A 25161-nucleotide genomic window follows, 5' to 3' on the forward strand; every position below is an offset into this window, starting at 1 on the left:
CTGCTGTACCACTGTCGTCGAGCTGACGGGATCGTCCCCGCCGCGCCACCCGCCTAGCGTTGACGGCGTCGAGAAACGTTCACTGAAGGAGGTAGTCATGACCGATCCGTACCGCATCACCGAGACCCCGGTCGACGCACCGAAGAAGCCGGGCGGCGGCCTGCTACGCCCGCTGCTGTGGCTGGTGCTCTTCGTCAGCGCCGCGGCCAACGTGGTGCTGTCGACCGCGGCGGACAACCAGTGGATCAGCTCGGCGTTCGGCCTGGTGGCCGTGCTCTGCGCGGTCGCGTTGATCGTCCACCACCGCCGTAACCGCGCCCGAGAGTCGTAGGAACACGAACCTCACCCCCGTCGCGCTCGATCAGCCTCGCCACGGGGCGCCCGGTCCGTTCGGGTCCGTCGGTCCGCACGGGTAGGTCCGCTGGGGGTGTGGTCGATCTGAGGGCGGGCGGGCGCTACTCGCTCGGTTGACGGCGCTCGTTCTCGGCGCGCTCCCGGCTGAGGAAGAACGCACCGACCGCGCCTGCGAGGGTGCCGAACACCGCGACGGAGTACGCGGCGAGCGCGAGCTCCAGGATCTGCGCGAATGTGTCGTCGGCGCGCAGCGGTTCGCCGGTGATGGTGGTGAGGGCCGCGTCGTGTAGGGCCTGGGCGAGGCCGGGGTAGGAGCGGGTGACCACAAGCAGTTGCCCGGCCGCGAGGATGACGGTGACGGTCACCGCGGCGAGCCAGGCCAGCCGGTCGGTGAGCAGCCGGCCGGCGGAGCGGGACCCGCGTACGGCGGCGGCGACGACGCCGCCACCGCGGGCGGCTCGCAGTGCGCTCGCCGCGCGCAGGAAGCGCAGGAACGGCACGGCCAGGAAGATCAGTTGCCACCAGTTGTGTTTCCAGAACTCGCGTGCCTGGTGGCGGGCCAGCCAGGCGCGGAGCGTGAACTCGGCGACGAAGACCGCCCACAGGACCCAGCTGGTGACGGTGAGTCCGGTGCTGAGCGGTCCGTCGTGAACGAGCGCCTGCGCGAGGACGAGCAGCAGGAAGAGCAGCCCGAGGACGCCCATTGGCTTGTCGAGCCGGTGGGCGAGGCCGTTGAGGCGGGCGTCGTCCTCACGTGGTCGCCGGCCGGGATCATCGATCACCCTGCCGCAGCCTACCCGCAGCCTGGTCCGAAAACGGCCACTCCCGTCGGGACTGTCGACTCGCGAGGGCGGGCGAATCGGCACGGGGACGCTCGCGTCAGGGCAGGAGGTGGAGGCAGGGGGTCCGAACAGCGCAGCCAGCAGTGGGAGGCCGAGTGTCTGGGCGGGATGGTTGCGGCGATGCCGATGCGGCCCCGATGCCGTAGTTGGCCCGGAACAGGTTGGTGAGGAAGACCGCTGCGCTTTCGTCGAACGTGAACGGTGCAATCGACGCGGGAGTGACCATCAGCGTTTGGCCTGAGCCTTCGGCGATGATCATCCTTCCGGGGATGTCGCCTGTTCCGCGTGACGTGCGGTCTGCCGGACCTGCCGGTTCGCCTCGTCCGCCGAGCAGCCGGTTGCCCTGAGCAGGTCGCTGGCGGTCACCCGGACTTGCGTGGCGGTGGTGACACCGAAGTTCTGCAAACCGGTGGCTGTGGCCCGGCCGGCCGCGTCAGCGGCCCGCAGGGCGTGGCGTCGGGTCCGGTCGTGGGGTTTGTCGGCTCGTGTCTCCCGGTGCAACTGGCGAATGGCCTCGGCCAGGGCGGCGACGGCGTCGGGAAGGTGGTGGGGCAGCTTTTCCTGATACTGGATCATCGTGGCTGACCGTCGGGCCAGCGCTCTGCTGTCGTCGATGACTCGAACCAGGTAGTTGACACCTCGGTCGTAGCGTTCGACGTGGCGCCGCCAGTGCCACCGGGCCGGTGCGACAGTCACCACCTCTTCGGCGCCGCTGAGGGCTTCGCGGAGTCGTTCCAGGTCCGGTCCCATGGCGCGTAGTCCGTTCAGTGCGCGTGTCGCGCGGTCCGGGTCGCTGGTGCGCATCGCGGTCTCGATGTCACGCAGGTACGCGGCAAGGGCGTCGAAGACCGGCGCGGCTGCGCGGTGGAGGACGCGCATGGGGTTCAGGGGCAGCAGCAACGCCACCACGACCAGGCCGACCACGCTGCCGGTGACCGCGTCGACGACCCGGGGTAGTTCCAGATTCCGTTGGCTGGAGGAGAGCGTGGCGATCAGCACCGCGGTGCCGCCCACCTGACTGACCACGGTGCCGCCTCGGCCCACGAGGCCGAGGGCGACGGCGATGGCGAGGGTGACGATGATGCCTGTCTGCCATGCCCCGGTGCCGATGAGGAGGACCAGTCCGTCGCCGATGGCGATGCCGAGCCCCACTCCGAGCAGCAGTTCGAGGGTGCGCCGTGTCCGCTGGCCGATCGCCGCCGCGATGGTGCCGACCGCCGCTGTCGGGGCGAAGACGGGGTTTGGGTTTCCCAACAGGTCGTGTGCCAGCCACCAGGCGAGCGCTGCCGCGAGTCCGGCCTGCACCGCGATCAGCCCGATGATTTCCATTTGGCGCCGACGTAGCCGACCCGCTCGGCTTCCCTGCCGTCGGGTGCCGGCCGCCAAGCTCCGGATGCGGCTACCCACCGCGACGAGCGGCGCCTGATCACCGGATTCGGATCGGGAAGCGGCCACGTGGCGGACTACCCGTCACGTGGCCTCCCGAACCAGGCCACCGGCCGTCGGTAGGTGCGGCGCCAGCAGGCGGGGCGGAACCACTTCCGTGCCTGCCGAGGGTACGACGAGACTGGCATCCCGTAGTGGGGCCGACCATGGTGCAGCCACCCATACCGCCGACGAATTTGCCATAACGTCCGCGCTAATCACCTCTGTAGCCGAGGTTATCGGTCCCAGACCGTCACCTCCTGTGCGGCAAGTGCCCGGCCGCCTTCGAAGGTCCGGTACGGTCCCGCAGACCCGAGGTGGTAGCGACCGGATAGGTCGCGGTGCAAGAACGGGACCACCGTGCCCACCACGGTGACCAACTGCGGCGGAGCCGGCGCGGAGTGACCTGTCGACAGCACGAGCAGGGTCCCGTCGGTTAGATCCGCGTCGCGGACGACGAACGCGTTTTCGGTGATGACCTGCTCCACGGTGGCGGTCACGGTGAGGCGATCGCCCACCTCGGCCCGGGCGACAGTGCCTGCCTGGGTCGCCGCTTCGGGATCAGGGCGGGGTTCTGGAGTCGTATCCGGGTGAGTGCAGGCCACGGCGAGTAGGACCACCGGTGCGAGAGCTGCCAATGCCGGCCGCATCCGGTCACGCCACCTGTTCATACGCGGTTCCGCCTCCCTGTCCCGTTCCATATCAAGGAAGTTCCCTGAGATGTGGCGGTACGACGGCAGAACCATGACGGTCGTATGACACTCTCGACCACTTCCACGGCGAGGTGTTCAGCAGGGGTTTGGTCCGAATCAGCCCGGGTCCTGAGCATCCTCGTGCACGGCGTGACCGCGATGCCTGCTCGACTGGTACACCCGTGGTCAACACCGTCCGGGGGATTGAGCGGCCGGCACGCCGGGTTTCGCCGAGGCCTTCCCGCGGCATTGACGCGGGCACCATTGCAGTGGTCACGGGTTCAGGCGGCGGAGGATGTCCGGCAGGTGCTCCGGCAGCGCCACGGTTCGCAGATCTGCGAGCACGGCGTCCAGCAGCCGGGCGACACGGGGTTGGTCGCGGCCGGCCCGGCGTACGTCGTCGATCGCGACCGCGAGGAAGCTGTCGAAGCTCTGCGGTGTCGCATGGACCCGGAGCGTGCCGTCGTCGTCGCGTACGAGCCATGGATGCTGGAGCCGTGCGGCGAGACGACGCAGCAGGTCGTGCGCCTCCTGGATGGCTCGTATTGCGGTCGTGGTGTCGTTGAGACCGGGGGAGAGGGCCCGTTCGGCGATGTCGGCGAGCTGGCGAAACCCGAAACCCACGTCCTGACCTGCCTGTCGTTCCACCGCCAGGGTCACCGCGGCGCGTACCCGTGCTTCGGGCACAGGTGGTGGCGGCGCCGCCTCGGTGGCGTGCACTGTCACGAGCGGCTGCCCGGCGACGACGAAATCACCCGGCGTGGGCAAGACCGAGAAGGCGCAGGCGTGGGCTCGGGCGAGTCGGGCGAGGCTGCCCAGGTCGATGTCGTCGACCAGACCGGGTCCTGGCGCGGTGACCACGCTGACGGGCGGTGGCAGTCGTACCGTTGTCTCCTGCGCTGATGTGCGGGGAACGTGCTCGTCGATGCTGCGGCGCGTTTGTGCGCCGATGGCGGCGACGATGTGCGACACCCGCATGATCGACGTGATGTGGTGCAGGTAGTAGAGGAACAATCCACTGCTGACCAGCACGAGGATCATCGCGACGGCGAGGGACAGCTCCGGCAGTCGGGCGCTGGACAGGTCGGGCAGCGCGGCGAGCACCACCATGGCGAACAGTGCCGTGGCCAGGAAGGTGCCCAGGGCGAACTGGGTCACCCGGTCCTGCAGGAAGGTGCGCAGCACTCGTGGCGAGTACTGGCTGCTGGCCAGTTGCAGGGCGACCACCGTGATCGAGAAGACGAGCGCGGTGAACGAGATCATCGCGGTGATGATCGACGACAACAGGGACCGGGCGCCGGCCAGACCGCTGGGCAGGACGTTGCCGAAGGGCAGACCGACCCGCAGCTCCAGCACGGACAGGCCGATCGCCAGCAGGATGGCTCCCGCCGCGCACGCCGCTGGGACGGGCCAGAAGCTGGTCCGCAGGGCCGTCAGCCGGGATTTCACCGTGTGCGGAGTGCCCGTCATCCCTTGCGGTGTGCCCACTGCGTCCGTGCCCACACGTTGTCGGGAACTGAATCACGGTTCGTCCGTCGTGCTGCTGGACGACGACGAACGTGCCGTCCACCGGGTGCGGACGCGGCGCTCGACGGGGTATGACCGGTACATGTGGCTCAACGACCCTTCGGATCTGCTCGAGTCACCTGCGTGACCCTGCGCGACCAGCTAACCGACGTGCTCCGCCGGCTGCTCGACGTGGTGGAGTCCGCAGACAGGGTGCGGGTGGTGCCAGCCTTCGCCCGAGGACTGTGCGGCGAGGTGGATCAGCGACGAGACAGCGGAAACCGGGCGCGGCCAGTGTTGCGTGGCGCTCCTGGGGTACCCGTGGCCGCCGTGTTTCTGGGCCGTATCGGGCTGGCGCAGGTAGCTCGTCATACCAGGGGAGGACGCCGTGCCGGACAAGCATGAGCAGGCAGTGCAGATGCGCGAGAACGTGCCCTCGACCATCGCCAGGTCTGACGACAAGGCGGTTCGCACGTACAAGGAGACCCTGGAGTCCGCCGAGGACAGCTACGGCGACGGGGAAAGGGCGCACCGCACGGCGTACGCGTCGTTGAAGCACACCCATGAAAAGGTCGGGGACCACTGGGAACCCAAGGAACACAAGGGGCCCTCCGACCCGCAGGCGGAACAGGGCACGCCGGCCTCGCGCGACCGCGGGCGACCGACGGCGCAGGGCGTGGACGCCAACGCCAGCAAGGGCCATCTCGACGATGTGGCCCGCCGGGTGGGCATCGACGACCCGCCACCACTCGGCGCGGCGGCGACCGGAGAATCGGTGCGGCCGGCCTCCGGCGGTGATGGGGCAGTTTCCGCCGGGTCGACCTCTGCGGCCGGGTGGACCTCCTACGCTGGTACCACCTGCCAATCGCCAGCAGCGTCATGGGCGGTCATGGCGTCCTGCCGGCCGGGTTCCTCTCGCAGGATTGCGCAGTGCAACCACGTGTCCGGGACGGCGAAACCGTCCACGAGCGTGCGCAGATGCGGGCGCAACTCTTTGAGCAGGCCATTCACGACGCTGGTGATCGCCTTGGAGCGGGCCGGCGTGAGTCGGCCGTGTTCCAGGAACCAGCCCTTGTTGGTCTCGATGACGCTGAGCGCGTACAGGTCACAGACCCGGGACAGCAGCGCTCGAACTGCAGGGTCGGCGGTGTCCTCGATCCCGGCGACGAACGCCTCCAGGGTAATCCGGTCGATGTGCGCCGCGGCGACGGCGAGGACATGGTCCTGCACGTCGTTGAAGATGTCGAAGGGGTGACTCGCCTTCGCGGCCGCACCGTTGCGCAGCCGGCGGACCGCGCCGTCGAGGAGATGCCTCTCGCGGTCCTCGAAGACCTTGAGCTGCCAACCGCGGTCGGTGACGGCGACCTCGTCGTCACGGCCGGGCACGGCGCTGATCAGCCGCTCAATGAGCGAGCGTGCGGCGGTTCGCTCGAGCACCATCTCGCGGACCTGCTCGGCGACGAAGGAGGCGCGCCCCCAGCCGTCCAGCGAACCGAACTCGTCCCGGTAGCCGGTGAGCAACCCCTTCGCCACCAGTTGCAACAGCACCGTGTTGTCGCCCTCGAAGGTAGTGAAGACGTCGGTGTCGGCCTTGAGGCTGGGTAGCCGGTTCTCGGCCAGGTAGCCGGCGCCGCCGCACGCCTCCCGGCACATCTGGATGGTGCGCGTCGCATGCCAGGTCTGCGCGGCCTTGAGCCCGGCTGCCCGGGACTCCAGCTCGCGCTGCCGGTGTTCGTCGACCGGCCCGTCGCCGCCCTGCACCTCGTTCAAAGCGGCCACCAACTCGGCTTGGGCGAAGTGCAGCGCGTACGTGGTGGCCAGGGCCGGCAGCAGCTTGCGCTGGTGAGCCAGGTAGTCGTTGAGCAGCACCTCCCGACCCGCGTCGGGCGTGCCGAACTGCCGGCGGATGTCGCCGTAGCGCACCGCGATGGTCAGCGCCGACTTGGTGGCCGCAGACGCCGCGCCGCCCACGCTCACCCGGCCGCGGACCAGGGTGCCGAGCATGGTGAAGAAGCGCCGGGAGTCGTTCTCGATCGGGCTGGAGTATGTCCCGTCCGGCGCGACCTGACCGTAGCGGTCCAGCAGCATGTCCCGCGGCACCGTCACGTGGTCGAAGCTGAGCCGCCCGTTGTCCACGCCGAGCAGGCCGGCCTTGGGCCCGGCGTCGCCGATGCTCACGCCGGGCAGCGGGTGGCCCTGCGCGTCGCGGATCGGCACCAACAACGCGTGTACGCCATGCCGCTGACCGTTTGTGATCAACTGTGCGAAGACGACCGCCATCCGTCCGTCGCGGGCGGCGTTGCCGATGTAGTCCTTGCGGGCCGCCTCGTGCGGGGTGTGCAGGTCGAAGGTCTGCGTCTGCGGGTCGTACGTGCAGGTGGTGCGCAGCTGCTGGACATCGGAGCCGTGCCCGGTCTCGGTCATGGCGAAGCAGCCGAAGATCGTCCCCGAGATGATGTCCCGGAGATAGGCGTCGTGGTGCCGTCGGGTGCCGAGGGCCGCGACCGCACCGCCGAACAGGCCCCACTGCACGCCCGCCTTGACCATCAGCGACAGGTCGACCTGCGCCAGCATCTCGCTGGCGATGATCGAGCCGCCCACGTCGGAGCTGCCGCCGTACTCGGTGGGGAAGGCCGACGCCATACCCAGCTCGACGGGAAGCTCGGTGAGCAACCGGGTGATCCGCTCCCGTGCCTGGTCACCGGTCTCGCCGTACACCGGGAGGAAGCGCTCGTCGAGGTGCTCCCGGTGCGCATTGCGCACCGTGGCCCACGGTCCGTCGAGCACTTCGCGCAGGCGAGCGAGGTCGATGTGGTCGAGCATGGTTCCCCCCTCAGCTGACGGGCAATGGTGTCGGCAGTGCCCGATCAAGAATACCGACGCCTCGGTGAGTCGCTAAGGGAGACCGCGGTGAGAGGGCGCACTGATCACGTGACCCCGCGCCTGCCCGATCGCTTGTCACGACGATTCGGGGGTGTTGGCTGAATATGGAATATGACAGTTGTGTGACAGTTTTCTATCAACCCCAACAAATTCTGGAGCTGCTCTTCCGGTCGGGCGTCGACCCACTGGTGGGAGGTGTTCCAGCGGGACGATCGGCGCAGGCTGTGCCAATCCTGCCGGGTCTGACCGCTGAGGGGTGGTGGGTTGCGCAACATCTGCCGGACGACCAGTCGCCGCCGGTACTCGCGAATTTTTGTGTGCATATCCACAACCCTGCGGAGCCGACTGGATTTGTGGCGAGGGCGTCGGTAGGTTTCGCCGCCGGGCCTATGTGACCCGCGGATTGTGATCGATGTTGATATCGACGAAGAGACGCGAAGATGGCGCCGGTGATGCGATACACCAGCCGGTTTCCGTCGAGAGGGGGAGCGTGTCCGCGCTCATAGTGCAGTCGCTGTACAAGATTTTCGGCAGCCGGGCTGACGAAGCGGTACGACGCCTGGCGGACGGCAAGCCTCGCGCCGAGGCGCTCGCCGGGCTGCCCGCCACGGCCGCGGTGATCGATGCGAACTTCGAGGTACGCCCCGGCGAGATCTTCGTCGTCATGGGCCTCTCCGGTTCCGGAAAGTCGACCCTGATCCGGATGCTCAACGGCCTGCTGCAGCCCACCAGGGGAAGCGTGCGGGTCGATGGGGTCGAGTTGACCACGCTCAAGCCGGCGGCGCTGCGCAAGCTGCGTCGCGAGAAGATCAGCATGGTGTTCCAGCATTTCGCGCTCATGCCGCATCGGACGGTGCTGGAGAACGCCGGGTACGCGCTGGAGGTTGCCGGGCTGCCCAAGGCCGAGCGACGTGAGCGAGCCATGGACGCGCTGCGCATGGTGGGCCTGACGGAGTGGGCGGACAACCTGCCCCACGACCTTTCCGGCGGCATGCGGCAGCGAGTCGGGTTGGCCCGCGCGCTCGCGGCCGGAACCGAGATCCTGCTGATGGACGAGGCGTTCTCGGCGCTGGACCCGCTGATCCGCCGGGAGATTCAGGACCAGCTCCTGGAGCTTCAGGCCGAACTCGGCAAGACGATCATCTTCATCACGCACGACCTGAACGAGGCCATGCGGCTCGGCGACCGTATCGCGGTGATGCGGGACGGTCGGATCGTTCAGATCGGCACCGCCGAGGAGATCCTGACCGACCCGGCCAACGACTACGTGGCGCAGTTCGTCGCCGACGTCGACCGGACCCGGATCCTCACCGCCGCGTCGGTGATGGAGAAGCCCCAGCAGGTGCTGGACGTCAACGCCGGCCCCCGGGTCGCCGTCAAGGCGTTGCGGGAAAGCCAGACCTCGGTGGTCTACGTGACCGGTCCGATGAAGAAGTTCCTCGGCACGGTCACCGAGGACGAGGTGTTGCGGGCGCTCCGCGAGGGCCGCCCCCACCTCGACGGTTACGTATCGACCGAGCGGGTCCGCACGGTCACCGCGGACACCTCGGTGGCCGACCTCTTCGCCGACTGCGCGGAAAGTCAGCACCCGGTTGCCGTCCTCGACGAGCGCGATCGGCTGATCGGGGTGATCCCCCGGATCACCCTGCTCAGTGCGCTGGCCGCCGCGACCCCGGACGAGCCGACGCAGGAACAGGACCAGGTGGAACTCGTCGGAACGAAGGGAGAGCCGGCATGAGCCTGACGAAGTCGCCGCTCGACAGTTGGCTGCCCCGGGTGCCGCTGGGCGCCTGGACCGAGTCCGCCGTCGACTGGGCCACCGGCACCCTCGGCCCGTTCTTCGACGGTGTCGCCGCCGTGGTCGAGGCGTTGGTGCGACCGCTCAACGACCTGCTCACCGGCGTACCGGCGGTAGTGGTCGTGCTGGTGCTCGCCGGGCTCGGCTGCTGGCTGCGCGGGTGGAAGTTCGCCCTCGGTACCGCGGTCGGCCTCGGCCTGGTGGCCGGAATGCCGTACTGGGAGGAGACCATGAGCACGCTCGCGCAGGTGCTGGTGGCCAGCACCCTGGCGTTGCTGATGGCTATCCCGCTGGGTGTGCTCGTCGCCGAGAACAAGCGGGCCTCCGCGGTGGCCCGGCCGGTGCTGGACCTGATGCAGACCATGCCCGCGTTCGTCTACCTCATTCCGGCGATCTTCTTCTTCGGCATCGGCACCGTGCCGGGCGTGCTCGCCACCCTGGTCTTCAGCATGCCGCCCGGCGTCCGCCTGACCGAGCTGGGTCTGCGTCAGGTCGACAAGGAAATCGTCCAGGCGGCTGAGTCCTTCGGCGCGCCACCGTGGATGGTGCTGCTGCGGACCAAGCTGCCACTGGCACTGCCCACGATCATGACCGGTGTCAATCAGGTCATCATGCTGGCCCTGTCCATGGTGGTGATCGCCGGCATGGTGGGCGCCGGCGGCCTCGGCGACGTGATCATGTTCGCGTTGTCCCAGGTTGAGGTGGGCAGCGGCTTCGAAGGTGGGATCGCCGTCGTGATCCTCGCCGTGGTACTCGACCGCCTCACCGACTCGGCGGGCGACCGCTTTCCGTCCGCCCGGGCGCAACGCCTCGCGCGGCAGGCCGCCTGACCCCTCGCTCTCCGCCGGCAATCCCCTTTCCCGCGTACGCGGGGTCCGTCGGCATACCCGAAAGAGGAAGGACAACCCCTTTGTTCATGACACTGAAGCGCGCCCTCGCGCTCACGGTGACCGCCGCCCTGGCCCTCGGTGGCGCTGCCGCCTGCGGCGAGCAGGACGACGCGTCCGACAACGGCAAGAAGATCACCATCGGTTACATGGCCTGGGACGAGGCGATCGCGGCCTCCCACCTGTGGCAGGACATCCTGCAGGACAAGGGCTACGAGGTTGAACTCAAGAACCTGGAGGCCGGTCTCGTCTACGGCGGTCTCGCCAACGGCGACATCGACCTGTTCCTGGACAGCTGGCTACCCCAGACGCACGCCTCCTACCTGGAGAAGTACGGCGACAAGCTGGAAAAGCTCGGCGTCTGGTACGACGACGCCAGCCTGAGCATCGCCGTGCCGACCTACGTCGAGGGCATCAACTCGCTGGCCGACCTGGCCGGCAAGGCTGGAAGCTTCGACGGGGAAATCATCGGCATCGAGCCGGGTGCGGGTCTGACCAAGGCCACCCAGGAGAAGGTCATCCCCGAGTACGGCCTGGACGGCAAGCTGAAGCTGAAGACCTCCTCCACCCCGGCGATGCTGGCCGCGTTGGACGGCGCGATCGCCGACAAGAAGCCGATCGTTGTCACCCTCTGGCACCCGCACTGGGCCTACGCGAAGTACGAGTTGAAGGACCTCGCCGATCCGAAGGGCACCCTCGGCCAGGCCGAGCAGATCAACACACTCGCCCGTACCGGCTTCGGCAAGGACTTCCCCGAGGTCACCGCAATGCTCAAGAAATTCAAGATGGACGGTGAGCAGCTCGCGTCCCTGGAGGACCTGATGTTCAACACCCACAAGGGCGACGAGGAGAAGGCCGTCGAGGAGTGGCTGAAGGCCAACCCGGAGTATCTCAACACGCTCTCCTGAAGCCGCATGACTCGAGGGGCCCCGCCGGTTCGGCGGGGCCCCTCGTCGTCTCCGCCAGTCGCTCGACGACCCGTCAGGAACGGGCACGGCGAGCCGTCACGAAAGTGGGCAGGAACCGTCATCGATTCGTCGTCTAGTCCCGGCCGTTCCTTGGGTAGCGAACAAGAACCAGACGCTACGGAAGGAGCAGCTCATGCCACACGACACGACGGCGATTCTGGTCAAGCTCAGTGACTCCGGGCAGACGATCGCTGCTGCCGAGCAGGACGTGCGTGGCCGGCGGGTCCTCGACGTCGACGGTGACGACCTGGGCAAGGTCGAGGACCTGCTGATCGATCGCGAGGAGCTCAAGGTGCGGTTCCTGCGCGTCGAGCACGGAGGAATTCTCGGCATCGGCGCCACCGCCACCTTCCTCCCCGTCGAGGCGGTCAGTGACGTCACCGACGACACCGTGCGGGTCGACCTGACCCGGGAGAAGGTCGAGCAGGCCCCAACGTACGACCCGGAGGTCGTCGAGGAGGCCGGCTACTACGAGGACGTGTACTGGTATTACGGCTACGCGCCGTTCTTCAGCCCGCGTGGGGTTGCTGCGCCGTACCCGGTGCCCCCGACCCGACGCTGAGTTTCCGGGTGCCCGCGACCGACCGGTGTCTCGGCCGCTGGACACGGCCGCCGAAACACCAATCACCTGTGAGGAAACGTCATGACCTACGTTCCCTGGTTTCTGCCCGACGATTTTCCGTCCCTGATCCAGGTCCAGCCCGCCTCTCCTGATGCCCAGCTGGCCTGCCGGCTGCTGGAGAGCATGCAGCGCGATCCCCGATTGCGTCACGAACGCATCTGCATCGAAGTGCAGAACCGCGTGGTCATCCTGGACGGCGTGGTCACGTGCGCCGACGTGAGCAGGGAGGCCCACGCGCGCGCCTGGAGCACTGCGGGAGTGCACGACGTCAACAACCGGCTACGACCGTTGGAGCGATGAAGGGTCGTCCAGCGGACACCGCTGGCGACGAGTGTCCTGGCCGAGTACATGCAGGTGGGGCGGCTGGTCTGATGACAGAGGAACGGACCGGCCGCCTCGGCCTACCTACGGGCGTTCGCTGTCGATCTGAGCCCAGACGGTCTTGCCATCACCGAAGGCAAAGAAGCCCCAGTCGTTCGCCAGGGCGTTGATGATCGGTAGGCCTCGGCCGCCTTCGGCCAGCTGATCCGAGTCCGCCGCCACAGTCGGGCGCGGGACTCCTTTCGTGCGGTCCCGGACGCTGATCCTCAGCACGTTCGCCAGGGCGGCAACCGTGATGTCGACTTCGGTTTCGGCATGCATGACCGCATTGCTGATCAGCTCCGAGGCGACCACCATGGCCCGGTCGGCCGTCGAGTGCATACCCCAGTTGCGGCAGTGGTGGGCGATCAAGCGGCGACCGGCGGCGGGTGACTGATTGTCGGCGGCCAGGCGTAGATGGGCCCGGCGAGGGTCGGACGATTCGCATCGGAAGGATTCTCCGGTGGCGGCTAGCCTGAGCCTCTGACGATTGCCGAGGGTGGCGTGTAGCAACCGACCCGTGGGGGCCAGGGTGTCCACGGACAACACCAGCTCCGGTCCGTCCGGGCGGTCACTCGCCCATCTGCCAAGGAAGGCGGCGACGGTTGCCGCGTTCGAGGGCGGGATGGCATTGAGATCGACGATGAGCGCCAGTGGGGCGTCGAGACCGCCTTCGAACAGCAGGTCGGCGAGGCGTGGTTCCTCGTCCGGGGTGAGGATGCCCGTGAGTGTGACGGTGGTAGTGCCGAATTCGAAGTCGCGGAGAATTCGCCAGGTTATCCGTTTCACGGACACCGTTCCCGGACCGACGAGCCGTGGCTCGTTCCGGTCGGTCTGTTCCCGAGGTGACCGAGGGTGCCCGCCGCACCGGCGACGCTCTCGACGGCGTCGCTGAGGTGGCTCGAGGACGCCGTGCCCGGTTCTTCGGCCGGGAAGATCGGCTGTGGCCTAAGGCCGTCACCCGGGGTCCGGATGGTGAACACGAGGAATGTCGTCGCCTTCCCGGTCCATGCCGTCGCTGAAAGATGCGTGCACAGTTGCAGGTAATAGGGCTCGAGGCAACAGTAACGTTGCTGGTCGTGACCAGAACCGCAGGGATCGCCCGCAGGCAGGGCTGCGACGGCCGCAGCTTGGAGGCGGCAGGGACTACCGCGCAATCTGCTCCCAGTGGTGCCACCACTGTTCTTCCGTGGGCTCGCCGGCCGCGATCACCAGCGAGTTGATCAGCTCGGCGGTCGTCTGGGGCTCGCTGCCGACAGTCCGTACGAGTTGCCGGATCTCCTGGGTCCGGTGTCGCATCACGTCGCCCACCAGCGTCTTGCCGGCCGCGGTGAGAGTCAGCAGAGCGACTCGTCGGTCCGACGGCCGGTGGTGCCGGGCCACCAGGTCCCGACGCACCAGCCGGTTGCAGGTCCTCGTCGCTGTGGACGGGTGCACGTGCAGCGCGGCGGCCAGGTCCACGGTGCGGAGCGGACCGCGGGAGGCGAGGATGACCAGGGTCCGGTACTGCGAGAGGGTGACCTCGACATTCAGACTCGCCAGGGCTCGAGCGGTGATTCCCACCAGGGCCCGGCTGAGGGCCGAAAGTCCGTCGACCAGTTCCTCAACCCCGGCCGTCGACCCGACGTCACTCTCCGCATGGATCTCCACGGAAAAATGATTGCATGTGCCGATGCCTTCGGCGTCGGGCTCATGAGGTAGGCGAGTAACCACGACCGCGCGGTGACACGGTCCCGCTCGGTAGGGCGTTGACCATGACGTGGTCCGATGACCAACGACCGTCAACGCTCGCCGGTCGGTACGGTCACGCTCTCCAACGGCGGCATTGTTGGCAGGGCGTTATGATCTGCGGGATCCGTGGAGCGCCGGGAAGTCTGGTCGGCACCGTGTTGAACGCTGCGCCCCGGAGGCTCCTGTGCTGCTTCTCTGCTTCGCCGCTGTCCTGCTCGCCGCCGTGCTCGTGTCGGCGCTCGCGCACCGGACGATCCTGTCCACGGCGGCGTTGTTCCTGGTCGCCGGGTTCGTTCTCGGTGAGGGCACCACCGGGGTGCTGCACCTACAGGCAGACTCGCCGATCGTGGCGCAGTTGGCCGAGTTGGCCCTGTTCGCGGTGCTGTTCACCGACGGGATGCGCGTGGGGTGGGCGGACCTGCGCAGCGCGTGGCGGCTGCCCGGTCGGGCGTTGGGCTGGGGCCTGCCCCTGACGTTGCTGGTGACGGCATTGCTGGCGCACTATGTGGCCGGGTTGGGCTGGCCGGAGGCCTTTCTGGTCGGGGCGATCCTGGCGCCCACGGATCCGGTGTTCGCGGCCGCGTTGGTCGGCAACGACAAGGTGCCCACGCGGCTGCGCCATCTCCTCAATGTCGAGTCCGGGGTGAACGACGGATTAGCGCTGCCGTTCGTGGTGGTGCTGCTGGCGGTCGCGGCCGGCTCCGACAACCTGCACCTGGGCGAGTTGACCACCGAACTGGCCGTCGGCCTGGCGATCGGGGTGCTGGTGCCGCTGGCGGCGCTCGCGCTGGAGCGAACTCGCTTCTTCGCCGCCTCAGCGGCGTACGCGCCCCTGAACGGGGTTGCGATCGGGCTGCTGGTACTGGCGCTCGGGAAGGCCACCCACGGCAATCTGTTCCTGGCTGCGTTCGCCGCCGGCATCACCGTGGCGACCTTCGGACCCCGGGAACGCGCGGCGTTCGAGCACTTCGGGGAGAACGTCGCCGAATTGCTCAAGCTGGGGGCGCTGCTGGTGTTCGGAGCCCTGATCTCGGTGGAGTTTCTCGGCGATATCTCCTGGACCGGTTGGGTCTTCGCCGTTCTGGCGATCGTGGTCGCCCGCCCGATCGCGCTGTGGATCTCGTTCCTGCGGTCCGGGCTGAGCCTGCGGGAGCAGGCGGCTGCCATGTGGTTCGGGCCCAAGGGCTTCGCCTCGGTCGTCTACGGCCTGTTGGTGATCGAATCCGGCATCGCCGCAGCCGACGAGGTCTTTCACCTGGTCGCGTTGACGATCGTCATCTCGATCCTGGCGCACTCCTCGACCGACGTCGTGATCGCGCAGGCTTTTGACGACACCCGCGACACGCCCAACTGGCACCACGCGTTGCGTCGAGTGCGGCCGCTGCGCCGCAGGAAAGCGGTCTCGCGTCGGCCTGCCGGCGACCCCTGGGAGGCTGCCGCGCCAACCGCGACGCGAAGCGACAGTGAGGCTACCGACAGGCAGCCGAATGCCGAGTAGCACAACCCAGGTAGCGGATCGTTGGTCACCAGTGGGTTCGCCGCGGGCCGCTGAGCCGCAGTGTGTTGCAGATGTCGAAGACGCCCGGTACGTCGTAGGCGAGTTCCGCCGCGACCTGCCGCGCGTTCGCGTCGCTGACCACGCCGGCGAGGATGACGACCCGGTTCTGCACGGTGACGATGATGTGCTGACGCCGCGTGGTCCAGTCGATGCTCAGTCGCTGCGCGACCAGCGCCTCGATTCGTAGGTCCTCGCAGTCGGGCTCGGGCTGGTCCGAGGTGTCGGCGAACCAGTTCTCATCGGGTAGCGGCCATGGCATGTACACGGTCAGCTCCTAGATTGTGGCGAGGCCCGGGGGAACCGGGGACGGCGCTGCGTCGTTTCCGGTTCATCGCGGGTCGGATGGGTCGAGTCCGGCGGTGGCGACGACGAGCACGACGCTGCTGCCGGCGAGCCCGACCTGGATGATCAGGGCCAAGAGGTTGAGGGTGCTGGTATCGATGCCCGCCAGACGGGCGACGATGGTGCCCGCCAGCGCGGCGACCACCCCGACGGACACGGTCAGCCAGGCCGGGGCCTCCCGGCGTCCTGGGATGATGAGCTTGCCGAGCAGGCCGGCAGCGACGCCGACGAGGAGCGCGGTGACGAGACCAGCGATGCTCATGGGCTTTCCTCGGACGTTCTTCGAGACGGGGGTGCTCCAGCAGGTGGTGGCCGTGTAGGAGGTTCGATCAGGAACCGGCAGCGGTAGTGGCGATGGCGGTTGGGCGCTCCGACGCCGAACCCTCAGACAGTTTGGCGAGGGCGTCGTCGCGGCTGTCGAAGATGGGGAAGGCTCCGTCCAGGCGCATCGTGTGCAGGACGGTGCGAATGAACCGCGACGGCGCGGCCAGGCAGAGCGTGACCCCGCGGTCGCGGGCGTCGCGGTGGGCGCGGACGAGGTGCCCGAGGCCGGTGGAGTCGATGAGGTGCACCTGGCTCAAGTCGACCACGACATGTCCGCCCATGTCGGCCGCGTGGCGCAGGGCGGTGCGCAGGTTGTCCCCGGTGTCGAGATCGACGTCACCTGTCGCGGCGACGACGGTCACGTCGTCGAGGTGGTCGATGCCGAGGATGCCGCCAGGACCGTGGTCGCCGCACGACGCGTGGCCGCCAGCAGGGAGCGGCAGGAGGCTGCAGTGTGGGCAGCGGTGTGGGCCGGTAGCGAAGGGGGAACCGCTCCAGCCCTGTTCGGACACCAGGGTCCAGACGACCTCGGCATCGGGGAGCACGCACGCGGTGGCCTTGACGGTGTCGCCGCAGGTGTCGCAGATCAGGGTCATCAGGTGGTCGTCCGGGACAACTGTCATTCTGCTGGTCCTTCCTGGGGCCATGTCTACCGACGGGGTGGGACACGGCGATCGTGCGGAGCGATGCGGAGGCCCGCTCTCGAGCGTGACGTTTCCCCGATGGCGGGCAGGGGAGCCGGCTGGCGGTCGTCAGTGAGCGACCTTTACCGAGGCGCGACCATGAGCGACCAGCGTCGGCTGGGTGCGGCTGAGTTCCTGCCCGCCCGGCGGGGTGCCGGGCGGCGACGATGGGGCAGTGTCGACGACCGGAAGGATCTGGTCCAGGCGGGCGGCGTGCAGGATGCGCCGAATGCGCGGGTTCGGATCGCGGACGGTGAGGACCCCGTCGGCGCGGGCCAGCCGCCGGTGCACATCGAGTAGCAGGCCGATCGCAGCGGCATCGATGTGCCGGCATCCGGACAGGTCGACCACCACCTGTGCGGGATGCAGGGCGAGCAGGCGGTCGAACACTGCTCCGGTCGCCGGCATGCAAGCAAGGTCGAACTCGGTGACGCGTACCTCGACCAGCGGCAGCGTGCATGGCGTGGTTGCCAGTGGCCCTGTCACAGGCGCACCCCTCTCCCTCGCGGATCCGGTCGTCTGTCACCCTGCCGGGCGGGTTTGGCGGCCACCACGCGGATCTGTGACAGTTCCGTGACAAATCGGCCAACCGGACGCCACGGTTGGCCACCGAGCCGGTCGGCTGGGGATGATGCCGGGTATGACGGCCGTACTGGTGATCGAGGACGACGACCGCATCCGCTTGGCGTTGTTGCTCGCACTGGAGGACGAGGGTTACGACGCGGTGGGCGCGGCGACGGCCGAGGAGGGGCTGCGTGCGCAGCGCCGCGACCCCGCCGACTACGTGCTGGTCGACCTGATGCTGCCCGGTCTCGACGGCTTCGAATGTATTCGGCAGCTGCGCCGTGACGACGACGTCCCGATCGTGGTGGTCAGTGCCCGGGACGACACCCGCGACATTGTCGCCGCCCTCGAAGCCGGCGCTGACGACTACGTCGTCAAGCCGGTGGCGATCAAGGAACTGGCCGCTCGGCTGCGCGCCCTGCGCCGCCGGGCCCGTAGCGGCGTCGCGGGGCACACGCCGGCGCCGGTGCCCGTGCTCGTCGTCGGCGAACTGGAGATCAGCCCTGACGGGGGAGAGGTGCGCCGAGCCGGCCAACCCGTACCGGTCACCCGCACGGAGTTCCGGCTGCTGTGCGAGTTGGCAGAGCACGCCGGCCGGGTGCTGTCCCGCCAGCAACTGCTGGAACGGGTCTGGAGGTACGACAGCGGCGACGAACGGCTCGTCGACGTGCATGTGGGCCGACTGCGGCAGAAGATCGAGCCGGATCCGGCGAACCCACGCCATCTGGTCACCCTGCGGGGTCTCGGTTACAAGTTGCAGCGATGAGACGCCTCGGACTGCGTACCCGGGTCACCGCCGCATTCGCCGTCGGGGCCCTCCTGCTCGCCGCGTCGATGGCCCTGGTCTCGTACGAGTTGACCCGCCGCTCCCTGATCGACGAGCGGGAACGCGCGGCTCTGCGCGCCGCGTACTTCGACGCGACAGTCGTCCGTGCCGGGATCGACACCGACACCCCCGACGTCGTACAAGTGCTCCGATCGCTGGACACCGGAGGTGGCCGCCGCCCGGTGCTGCACCTCAACGGCGAGTGGTACGCCCGCACTGCGGATCCCGGCCCCACTGCCGCCATCCCCGTCGACTTGCGACGTCTCGTGGCGTCCGGGAAGCCAGCGGTGCAGCGGGTCCGCGTTGACGGACAATCCGCCCTGGTCGTCGGCGTGCCCCTCTCCGCGACAGCGACGTACTTCGAGGTCAACTCGCTGCGGGAGCTGGAACAGACTTTTCAGGTCCTGGCGCTCGCGCTGACCACCGTCGCGATCATGGTCGCCGGATCCGGCGCGGCCCTCGGCTGGTACGCCACCCGGCACGGGCTGCGCCCACTGACGGCTGTCGCTGATGCTGCCGAGAAGATCGCCGGCGGTGATTTCACCGCACGCCTCGACACGGCCAGCGACCCTGACCTGACCCGCCTGTCCTCCTCGTTCAACCAGATGGTCGACCGCCTCGCCCACCGCATCGAGCGCGACCGACGTTTCGCCGCCGACGTCAGCCACGAGCTGCGCTCCCCGTTGCAGACCCTCGCCGCCGCAGCCAGCGTCCTGGCCCGTCGTCGAGAACAGCAGGACGAGCGAACGGCGATCGCGGCGGGCCTGGTCGCCGACGAGATCGACCGCTTTCAGCGGCTCGTCAACGACCTGATCGACCTGGCCCGCAGCGACCAGCCCGCCCACCGCGCTCCCGTGGACGTCGTGGCGCTGGCCAGGGACGCCTGCCATGCCCTGGATCTGCCAGCGTCGATCGTCCGCCTCGCACCGGAGGTGTCCGCGACGTGGTTGGTCGAGCCGCGGCGTGTCGCGCAGGTGCTGGCGAACCTGTTGGACAACGCCGTCACCTACGGCGGTGGGCCGACGTGTGTTCTGCTCGATCGCGACGGCAGCGTGGGCGTCATCGAGGTCCAGGACGACGGCCCGGGTGTGCCTGTCGAGGACCGAGAGGTGATCTTCGACCGTTTCGTCCGAGGGCGGGCCGCCCACACCCGGGGTGCCGGCGACGGCACCGGACTCGGCCTGGCACTGGTCGCCCAGCACGCCGCCGCACACGGCGGACGCGTTACGGTCACCGACCGCCCCGGCGGGGGCGCCCGCTTCCGCGTCACGCTGCCGGAGAGCCTGACGTGAACCATCGCCGATTTCTCGCCGTGGGGCTCGTCGGGCTGCTGACCGGTTGTGGCATCCCCACCGACAACGCACCCCGCGTCGTGCAACCGCCGCGCGGGCCGTTCCCGACCTCCGCCCCCGCCGAGACCGCACCGGTCGGCCCGGCCACCGAGACCCTCTGCCTGGTCCGCGACAACCGGATCGTCCCGGTGCTCCGGCGCGTGGACCGCCCACCCACCATCGAGGACCACCTGCGGCACCTGCTCGCCGGGCCCACCGAGGCCGAACGTGACACCGACCTGACCAGCGCACTGCCGGGTGCGGTCAACGCCGCCGGTGCGACAGTGACCGGTACCCAGGCGGGCGTCACGGTCGACGAACCCGGCGATGACGCCGGGCGCAGCGACGAGGTCCTCGCCTTCGGGCAGATTGTCTGCACCCTCACCAGCCGCGATGACGTCACCAGCGTGGCGTTCCTGCGCGACGGCAGGCCGTTGGGCGTGCCCCGCGCCGACGGTTCACTGTCCGAACAGCCGCTCAGCCGAACCGACTACGCCCCACTGATCACCCCACGGTGAGCCGCCCTTGTCCCGCAGACCATTGGCCGGACCGCCGCGCAGAACCGCGTCGAAGCCGTGCGCGAGCAACTCGCCCCCGCCGAAGGTTCAGCGAACAGGCAGAACCGAAGTTGGCCCACACCTGGGCCTGACGGGCGACGTGCACGATGGCCGCCAGCACCTGCCGGTCGTCCGCGCGGCGTCGGCCGCTGCCCTGCGGCCGGCGTACGACCGTGACCGGCACTACCTGCCGGAAACTTCTCCGCCACCGGCAACAGCCTCCGCCATGTCCGGCTCAGCTATGTCGCCGCACCGTCGGCCTCCGACGTCGACGACGCCATCCGCCGGCTCGCACCGCTGCTCATCGAGCGCTGATCCCAGCCGCCCGGCGATGGCTTCCGCGAAACGCGTCGGCCGTTGGTCGGTGAACGGCAGGTTCAGCGACGGCTCGCACAACTCCAGTTCCAATAGGCAAAGCCCCGGCAGCCCACCGATGTGTCATCCTCACGTCGCTGCTTCCCGTGCCCGGGAACTGATACCCGCTGTCAGCCGAGATCGATGGGCGGGCCGAGGTCAACCGATCCGCTGATTCTGGCGACGATGCCGTCTGCGGTGTATGTCGCGCTGGCGAAGACCGATGATGGGCTTTGGAACCTGTCACCCTGGTGGATTTCGATTGCGCCGTTGCCGGAGGTGTCGAGCAGGTGGGCGGCGAGGCAGCCGACACTGTTGGCGTTCGCGATGTCCTCGTCGACGCCGATCGCTGGGGCGAACATCCGGGCGGCGCCCGTTCTCGCGGTCGGCGACAGCGCGTAGGTGAAGCAGCCGAGATACCCGAGTCGCCGACACTCGGTTGCCAGCCGGTCGAAGTCGGGCTGCATGGACAGCAGCGTCCGGCGATCCCGGACGGGGACGAGGAGTCGTGGCATGCCGGGCGAGGCGACCCGTACGTCGGCGGCGATGTCCGCTCGTTCCAGGCCGAGGGCCGCGATGATGCCACCGCCGGTCGCGTCAGCGTCGTCCGGTAGGGCGATGACGCCTTGGTCGAACCAGACCTCGATGCCGTCGTGGCGCCGGATGGCGGTCGTGGCGAAGGTGCGGCCTCCGGTGCACTGGCGGCCGTGGTGCTCAGTGGCGCCGCTGCGGTCCAGCAGCACGGCCTGCGCGGCGATGATGCCATGCCCGCAGTTCGTGAGTTCCCCGGCGCTGGTGAAGAACCGCACCCTGGGTGGACCCGCTGTGCTGGTATCGATGAACGCGGTGTGGGAGGTGCCGGCCCTACGGGCGATCGCGTGCCGTTCGTCGTCGATGAGCATGGCATCGTCAATCACGACTGTGGTGGGGCTACCGCCTCTCCCGTAGCGGGTACAGGCGTTCACCACCACCACCACTGGCGGGCCGGCCATCAGGCGGCCGTGACGTCGGCGACACGGCAAGCCCTCGGAACGACAGCGACGCCGATCCATACAGCAAGGTCAGGGCTCACTCGAGCAGATAGCCGGCCGGGACCGCGTCGGTGAGCCAGACGCCGTTGGCGCTGCGGTGGAACACGTGCCCGGCGGCGGCCATCGCCGCCGCGTCGATGGTGAGGAGCACGACCCGACCGGCCCGCCGGGCGCCGACCCGGTGGGCGGTCTCGGTGTCGGCGGAGAGATGGACGTGGTGACGGCCGCCGCGGTGCAGGCCGGTGGCCCGGATCGACTCCAGCGCACCGGCGCTGGTGCCGTGATAGAGCCGGTCCGGTGGGGTCACCGGGGGCAGCCCGAGGTCCACCGGGACCGAGTGGCCCTGGTTGGCCCGGATCCGCAACACCCCGTCGGTGCCGCGCTCGACAGCGAACCGCTGCTTGTCGTTGCCGGCGACGACCGCGTCCAGCTCGGCCCGCTCGATCCGTAGTGCGGCGAGCAGGGCGTCGACGGGGGTCCAGCCAGCTGGGTCGAGCACCAGGCCGGCCCGCTCGGGATCGTGCCGGAGCGCCTTCGACATCCGTTTGCTCAACTTCACCAGTCGCTCGCGTTCCATAGTGGCATTGTGGTCGGTCCGCGTCGCTCGAATCGAGAGGTTTTCCGGCGACACCGGTGGGGGGCGTACACCCGCTCGTGCTCGGCGGCGGCAAGCCGGTGCTTCACACCACAAAGGACCGGATCAACCTGCGGCTCGCGGGCTCGCGGACCTTCGACGGCCGGGGCCATACTGCTCCGCCACGAATCCGCGGAACAGGGACGTAACGCAAATGGCGGCACTTGCACCGGCGGCCGATCGGCTGACCAGGGGTCGGCGGGACCCCGAAATCAGCCCAGGGCTGGCGGATCTTTTCCGCAATAGGGCATCGGCCGTAAGGGCCACAGTGGCTCCTCAATAGGACCTACGTGCCTCGTCCCCGGCGACCACCATCGATCCCGAAGGGACCAGCGGCCTGGCTTTGGTTTGCCTTGGAGCGGCATGATGTAGTGACTCGACAGAGGAGTGGCGATGCGATCGGTTGACGCGGCACGCTCCATCCCGTTCGAGCTACCGTTCGGCTTTCCCAGCGCCACCACTTTGACGTACAACTATCTCTACCCGGCCGCCGCGTTCGTCGTGGCCTTCGTCGTCGGTGCGTTCGTCGCGCGGATAGTCCAGACGCTGATCCGTCGCCGCCGTGCGGCGGCGCCCGCGATGGCGGTCGTGCCCGGCGGTCTGGACCTGGCCTCCGGCAGCTCGCGACGGCAGCGGATCGTGCCCGCCGAACTGCCCCCGCCGCCCGGCCTGCTCGCCGGCCGGGACCGCGAGTTGGATGAGATGTGTGACCACCTTGCCCGGCCCGACCGGGACGGCGACGCGCTGATCGTCATCCACGGCGAACCCGGGGTCGGGAAGACCGCGTTGGCGATCAGGATGGCCCACCTGGTGTCGGACCAGTATCCCGACGGGCAGTTGATGCTCCGGTTCGACAGCTCCGACGACCAGTTGACCGAGGACCGGTTGGAGACGTTCGTGCGGGCCCTACGTGGGCCACGGGAGGACATGCCGGAGCGCGCGGATCTCGGCCGCTGGTACCGGGACCGGACGCGGCGCCGGCGGGTGCTGGTCATCCTCGACAACATCGGCGACCCGGACCAGATCCGACCACTGTTGCCGGCCGGCCCCGGGTGCCTCACCATGGTCACCGCCCGCGCTGCGGTCCCCGGGTTCCCCGGACAGTTCCCGGTGGCGCTGGAGCCGCTGCGGAACGACGCCGCCACCGCCCTGCTCGACCGGCTGGTCGGGGGCGACCGGATCGGCGCCGAACCGGAAGAGGCGAAGCAGATCGTGGCCGCCGCGGCCGGCTATCCGGTGGCGATCCAGATGGCCGGGGCGGTGCTCGCGGTACGCAAGAACTGGACCCTGGAGATCGCCGTCCGGCGCATGCGGGACATGGCCACCGATCTGCAACGAAAGAAGGTCGTCGCCTTCTCCGGCATCCTCGACCTGGCCTTCGCCCTGCTCACCCGCGAGGAGCGGGAGGCGCTGGTCCTGCTCGGCCTGACCGACCGGCGCCGGGTGGAGCGGTGGATGCTGGCGATGCTGTTCAACGGCGCCTTCACCGAGCGCACCATGCCCGAAAACGTCGCCGGCCGATTCCTCGACCGCCTCGCCTCCGCCCGGTTCGTGGAACGGCGGGTGGACGACCACTCCGGGCTGCTGACCTTCCGGGTGCCGGTCTACGTCCACGCCTACGCCGCCACCCATCTCGGCAGCCACCTGACGAGCCCGGAGCAGCAGCGCGCCCGGCGGGAACTCACCGAGGGACGGCGCCGACGCAACGAACGCAACGCCGACGAATACCTGCGCAGGACGGTCTTCGCGTTCCTGGAACGGGGTCAACTCGACGACGCCCTGAACTCCGCCCGGGAGTCACTCGCACTCTGCCGGGAACGCGCCGCCGCGCTGTCGAACAGCGACTCCGGGGCGCTGGCGTTCGCCACCGAGGAAGGTCTCACCCTCGCCGCGCTGGCCGAGGTCAACGCCGAACTCGGCTGGATCGACGAGGCCATGACCGGCGCCGAAGACGCCGGAGAACGCGGCAGCCAGTCGCCGCGCACGCTGGCCCGGGCACTGCGGGTGACCGGCAGCCTGCGCCGGCGGTTACGCCAACTGCCGCAGGCCGAGGCGGACCTGCTCGCCGCCGAGCGCAGCGTCCAGAACGCCGACGACCGCGACGAGCACATCCGGGTACTCCGCGAGTTGACCGCTCTGCAGGCGCCGCGCAAGGACCTGGAAACGGCCAAGGGGTACTTCGACCAGGCTCAACGGCTGTGTGCGGGCGGGGGACAGTCCGGCGCGCGGCAACTTCCCGCCGTGCTGCTGGCGTACGCGCAGGTATTGCGGGAGTGCGGGGACCCGGCGGCGGCGGCCACCACCCTCGCCGATGCCGAGCGGCTCACCGGTGACCCCGAAGGCTGGCAGCGGCTCCGCCGGCCGTGGATCCGGCTGCACCGCGCCCTGACCCTGCTCGACCTTGGGAAGTACGACCAGAGCCGCGAGTTCAGCTCCGCGGCGTTGGAAGGGTTCACCACGTTGCGGCACCGCTATGGCAGCGGAAACGCGCGACTCGCCCTCGGCCGGGCGCACCTCGCCGACGGAAACCTCAGCGGGGCCACCCCGGAGCTGGAGGAGTGTCACGGGACGCTCCGCCGCTGCGGGGACCGCTGGATCGAGGCGGAGTCGGCGACCTGGCTGGCGGTGGCGTACCACCGGGCCGGGCGCGGCCAGGAAGCGGTCGACCTGCTCTCCGCCGCCGAACAGGCGTTCTCGAAGCTCGGCGACGAACAAGGCGTGCGGCGGGCCGGCCGGCTGCTGTGGGAGGTGGAGTCCTCACTGCCTGTCCAACCGCTGAGACCGTTGCCGGGTGTCCGGGAGTGGATCACCGCGGTCGGTCGGCAGCCGACCGACCCGGCCGGCACCCGAGCGGGAATCTGATGCGCTCCACCCGGCCCAGATGGGATG

24 protein-coding genes and 1 pseudogene are annotated in these 25161 nt (G+C 69.1%); 12 read left to right on the plus strand and 13 right to left on the minus strand.

Annotated features, from left to right (window positions below; genetic code table 11):
* Positions 1-97: 97 nt before the first annotated feature.
* Positions 98-331: a hypothetical protein gene (locus OH804_RS05735; protein ID WP_406063308.1), complete on the plus strand. Its 234-nt coding sequence runs from the start codon at positions 98-100 to the stop codon at positions 329-331.
* 124 nt (positions 332-455) lie between these two features.
* Here OH804_RS05735 and OH804_RS05740 read toward each other — a convergent pair whose 3' ends face one another.
* The 4 genes from OH804_RS05740 to OH804_RS05755 all read right to left on the minus strand — a co-directional run bounded on the left by OH804_RS05740 (position 456) and on the right by OH804_RS05755 (position 4783).
* Positions 456-1136, minus strand: a complete 681-nt coding sequence (locus tag OH804_RS05740; RefSeq protein ID WP_196924106.1) for a hypothetical protein — start codon at positions 1134-1136, stop codon at positions 456-458.
* A gap of 315 nt (positions 1137-1451) precedes the next feature.
* A complete protein-coding gene (locus tag OH804_RS05745) occupies positions 1452-2525 on the minus strand; it encodes an aromatic acid exporter family protein (protein WP_196924105.1) in 1074 nt (357 codons plus the stop codon).
* Between the two features lie 332 nt (positions 2526-2857).
* Complete coding sequence (locus OH804_RS05750) at positions 2858-3121, minus strand: hypothetical protein (RefSeq protein ID WP_406063311.1); 264 nt, start codon at positions 3119-3121, stop codon at positions 2858-2860.
* Positions 3122-3586: 465 nt separating this feature from the next.
* Positions 3587-4783 (minus strand): DUF2254 domain-containing protein, encoded by a 1197-nt coding sequence (locus OH804_RS05755; RefSeq protein ID WP_196924103.1) that lies wholly within the window; start codon positions 4781-4783, stop codon positions 3587-3589.
* Positions 4784-5237: 454 nt separating this feature from the next.
* Between OH804_RS05755 and OH804_RS05760 the strand changes: the two are divergent.
* Positions 5238-5552: pseudogene (locus OH804_RS05760) on the plus strand (ChaB family protein); the annotation flags it as partial.
* A gap of 110 nt (positions 5553-5662) precedes the next feature.
* On the opposite strand, the gene OH804_RS05765 reads toward OH804_RS05760, so the two are convergent.
* Positions 5663-7642, minus strand: a complete 1980-nt coding sequence (locus OH804_RS05765; RefSeq protein WP_196924102.1) for an acyl-CoA dehydrogenase — start codon at positions 7640-7642, stop codon at positions 5663-5665.
* Between the two features lie 550 nt (positions 7643-8192).
* On the opposite strand from OH804_RS05765, the gene OH804_RS05770 reads away from it, so the two are divergent.
* From OH804_RS05770 to OH804_RS05790, 5 genes are all read left to right on the plus strand, one after another.
* A complete protein-coding gene (locus OH804_RS05770) occupies positions 8193-9440 on the plus strand; it encodes a glycine betaine/L-proline ABC transporter ATP-binding protein (protein WP_406063313.1) in 1248 nt (415 codons plus the stop codon).
* The gene (locus OH804_RS05775; RefSeq protein WP_406063315.1) at positions 9437-10330 is read left to right on the plus strand and encodes an ABC transporter permease; all 894 of its coding nucleotides are present in this window, start codon (positions 9437-9439) and stop codon (positions 10328-10330) included. The genes OH804_RS05770 and OH804_RS05775 overlap by 4 nt, the downstream gene beginning before the upstream one ends.
* Before the next feature lie 86 nt (positions 10331-10416).
* Positions 10417-11295, plus strand: coding sequence for a glycine betaine ABC transporter substrate-binding protein (locus tag OH804_RS05780; RefSeq protein WP_196924100.1), 879 nt, complete (start codon positions 10417-10419; stop codon positions 11293-11295).
* 193 nt (positions 11296-11488) lie between these two features.
* The gene (locus OH804_RS05785; RefSeq protein WP_196924099.1) at positions 11489-11917 is read left to right on the plus strand and encodes a PRC-barrel domain-containing protein; all 429 of its coding nucleotides are present in this window, start codon (positions 11489-11491) and stop codon (positions 11915-11917) included.
* A gap of 81 nt (positions 11918-11998) precedes the next feature.
* Entirely contained in the window at positions 11999-12277 is a 279-nt protein-coding gene (locus OH804_RS05790; protein WP_196924098.1) for a BON domain-containing protein, read from the plus strand.
* Between the two features lie 105 nt (positions 12278-12382).
* Here the strand turns inward: OH804_RS05790 and OH804_RS05795 are convergent, their stop codons facing one another.
* On the minus strand, positions 12383-13126 hold the full coding sequence (locus tag OH804_RS05795) for an ATP-binding protein (protein ID WP_406063318.1): 744 nt from the start codon (positions 13124-13126) through the stop codon (positions 12383-12385).
* 357 nt (positions 13127-13483) lie between these two features.
* The gene (locus OH804_RS05800) at positions 13484-13981 is read right to left on the minus strand and encodes a MarR family winged helix-turn-helix transcriptional regulator (RefSeq protein WP_372433054.1); all 498 of its coding nucleotides are present in this window, start codon (positions 13979-13981) and stop codon (positions 13484-13486) included.
* Positions 13982-14252: 271 nt separating this feature from the next.
* Between OH804_RS05800 and OH804_RS05805 the strand changes: the two genes are divergently transcribed.
* Positions 14253-15566, plus strand: coding sequence for a cation:proton antiporter (locus OH804_RS05805; protein ID WP_307788767.1), 1314 nt, complete (start codon positions 14253-14255; stop codon positions 15564-15566).
* A gap of 25 nt (positions 15567-15591) precedes the next feature.
* Here OH804_RS05805 and OH804_RS05810 read toward each other — a convergent pair whose 3' ends face one another.
* The 4 genes from OH804_RS05810 to OH804_RS05825 form a co-directional block, all read right to left on the minus strand.
* Positions 15592-15891 (minus strand): BON domain-containing protein, encoded by a 300-nt coding sequence (locus tag OH804_RS05810; RefSeq protein ID WP_196924095.1) that lies wholly within the window; start codon positions 15889-15891, stop codon positions 15592-15594.
* A 63-nt stretch (positions 15892-15954) separates the two neighbouring features.
* Entirely contained in the window at positions 15955-16230 is a 276-nt protein-coding gene (locus tag OH804_RS05815; RefSeq protein WP_196924094.1) for a GlsB/YeaQ/YmgE family stress response membrane protein, read from the minus strand.
* Between the two features lie 67 nt (positions 16231-16297).
* Positions 16298-16915 carry an STAS domain-containing protein gene (locus tag OH804_RS05820; RefSeq protein ID WP_196924093.1) on the minus strand — a complete coding sequence of 206 codons (618 nt, stop codon included), beginning with the start codon at positions 16913-16915 and terminating at the stop codon, positions 16298-16300.
* 129 nt (positions 16916-17044) lie between these two features.
* Positions 17045-17461: an STAS domain-containing protein gene (locus OH804_RS05825; RefSeq protein ID WP_372433015.1), complete on the minus strand. Its 417-nt coding sequence runs from the start codon at positions 17459-17461 to the stop codon at positions 17045-17047.
* A gap of 154 nt (positions 17462-17615) precedes the next feature.
* Here OH804_RS05825 and OH804_RS05830 point away from each other — a divergent pair, with 154 nt between their 5' ends.
* From OH804_RS05830 to OH804_RS05840, 3 genes are read left to right on the plus strand one after another with little or no spacing between them, the layout of a single operon-like run.
* Positions 17616-18305: a response regulator transcription factor gene (locus OH804_RS05830; RefSeq protein WP_406063322.1), complete on the plus strand. Its 690-nt coding sequence runs from the start codon at positions 17616-17618 to the stop codon at positions 18303-18305.
* A complete protein-coding gene (locus OH804_RS05835; protein WP_406063324.1) occupies positions 18302-19657 on the plus strand; it encodes a sensor histidine kinase in 1356 nt (451 codons plus the stop codon). The genes OH804_RS05830 and OH804_RS05835 overlap by 4 nt, the downstream gene beginning before the upstream one ends.
* Positions 19654-20214, plus strand: a complete 561-nt coding sequence (locus OH804_RS05840) for a GerMN domain-containing protein (RefSeq protein ID WP_406063326.1) — start codon at positions 19654-19656, stop codon at positions 20212-20214. Before OH804_RS05835 ends, OH804_RS05840 begins: the two co-directional genes overlap by 4 nt.
* Before the next feature lie 524 nt (positions 20215-20738).
* Here OH804_RS05840 and OH804_RS05845 read toward each other — a convergent pair.
* Both OH804_RS05845 and OH804_RS05850 read right to left on the minus strand, forming a co-directional pair.
* Entirely contained in the window at positions 20739-21599 is an 861-nt protein-coding gene (locus tag OH804_RS05845) for a PhzF family phenazine biosynthesis protein (protein WP_406063328.1), read from the minus strand.
* A gap of 76 nt (positions 21600-21675) precedes the next feature.
* Positions 21676-22215 carry an RNA 2'-phosphotransferase gene (locus OH804_RS05850; RefSeq protein ID WP_406063330.1) on the minus strand — a complete coding sequence of 180 codons (540 nt, stop codon included), beginning with the start codon at positions 22213-22215 and terminating at the stop codon, positions 21676-21678.
* Positions 22216-22665: 450 nt separating this feature from the next.
* On the opposite strand from OH804_RS05850, the gene OH804_RS05855 reads away from it, so the two are divergent.
* Positions 22666-25134: an NB-ARC domain-containing protein gene (locus tag OH804_RS05855; RefSeq protein ID WP_406063332.1), complete on the plus strand. Its 2469-nt coding sequence runs from the start codon at positions 22666-22668 to the stop codon at positions 25132-25134.
* The last annotated feature ends 27 nt before the right edge of the window (positions 25135-25161 follow it).

This window comes from Micromonospora sp. NBC_00860 (assembly GCF_045207375.1).
Taxonomy (GTDB): domain Bacteria; phylum Actinomycetota; class Actinomycetes; order Mycobacteriales; family Micromonosporaceae; genus Micromonospora; species Micromonospora vinacea.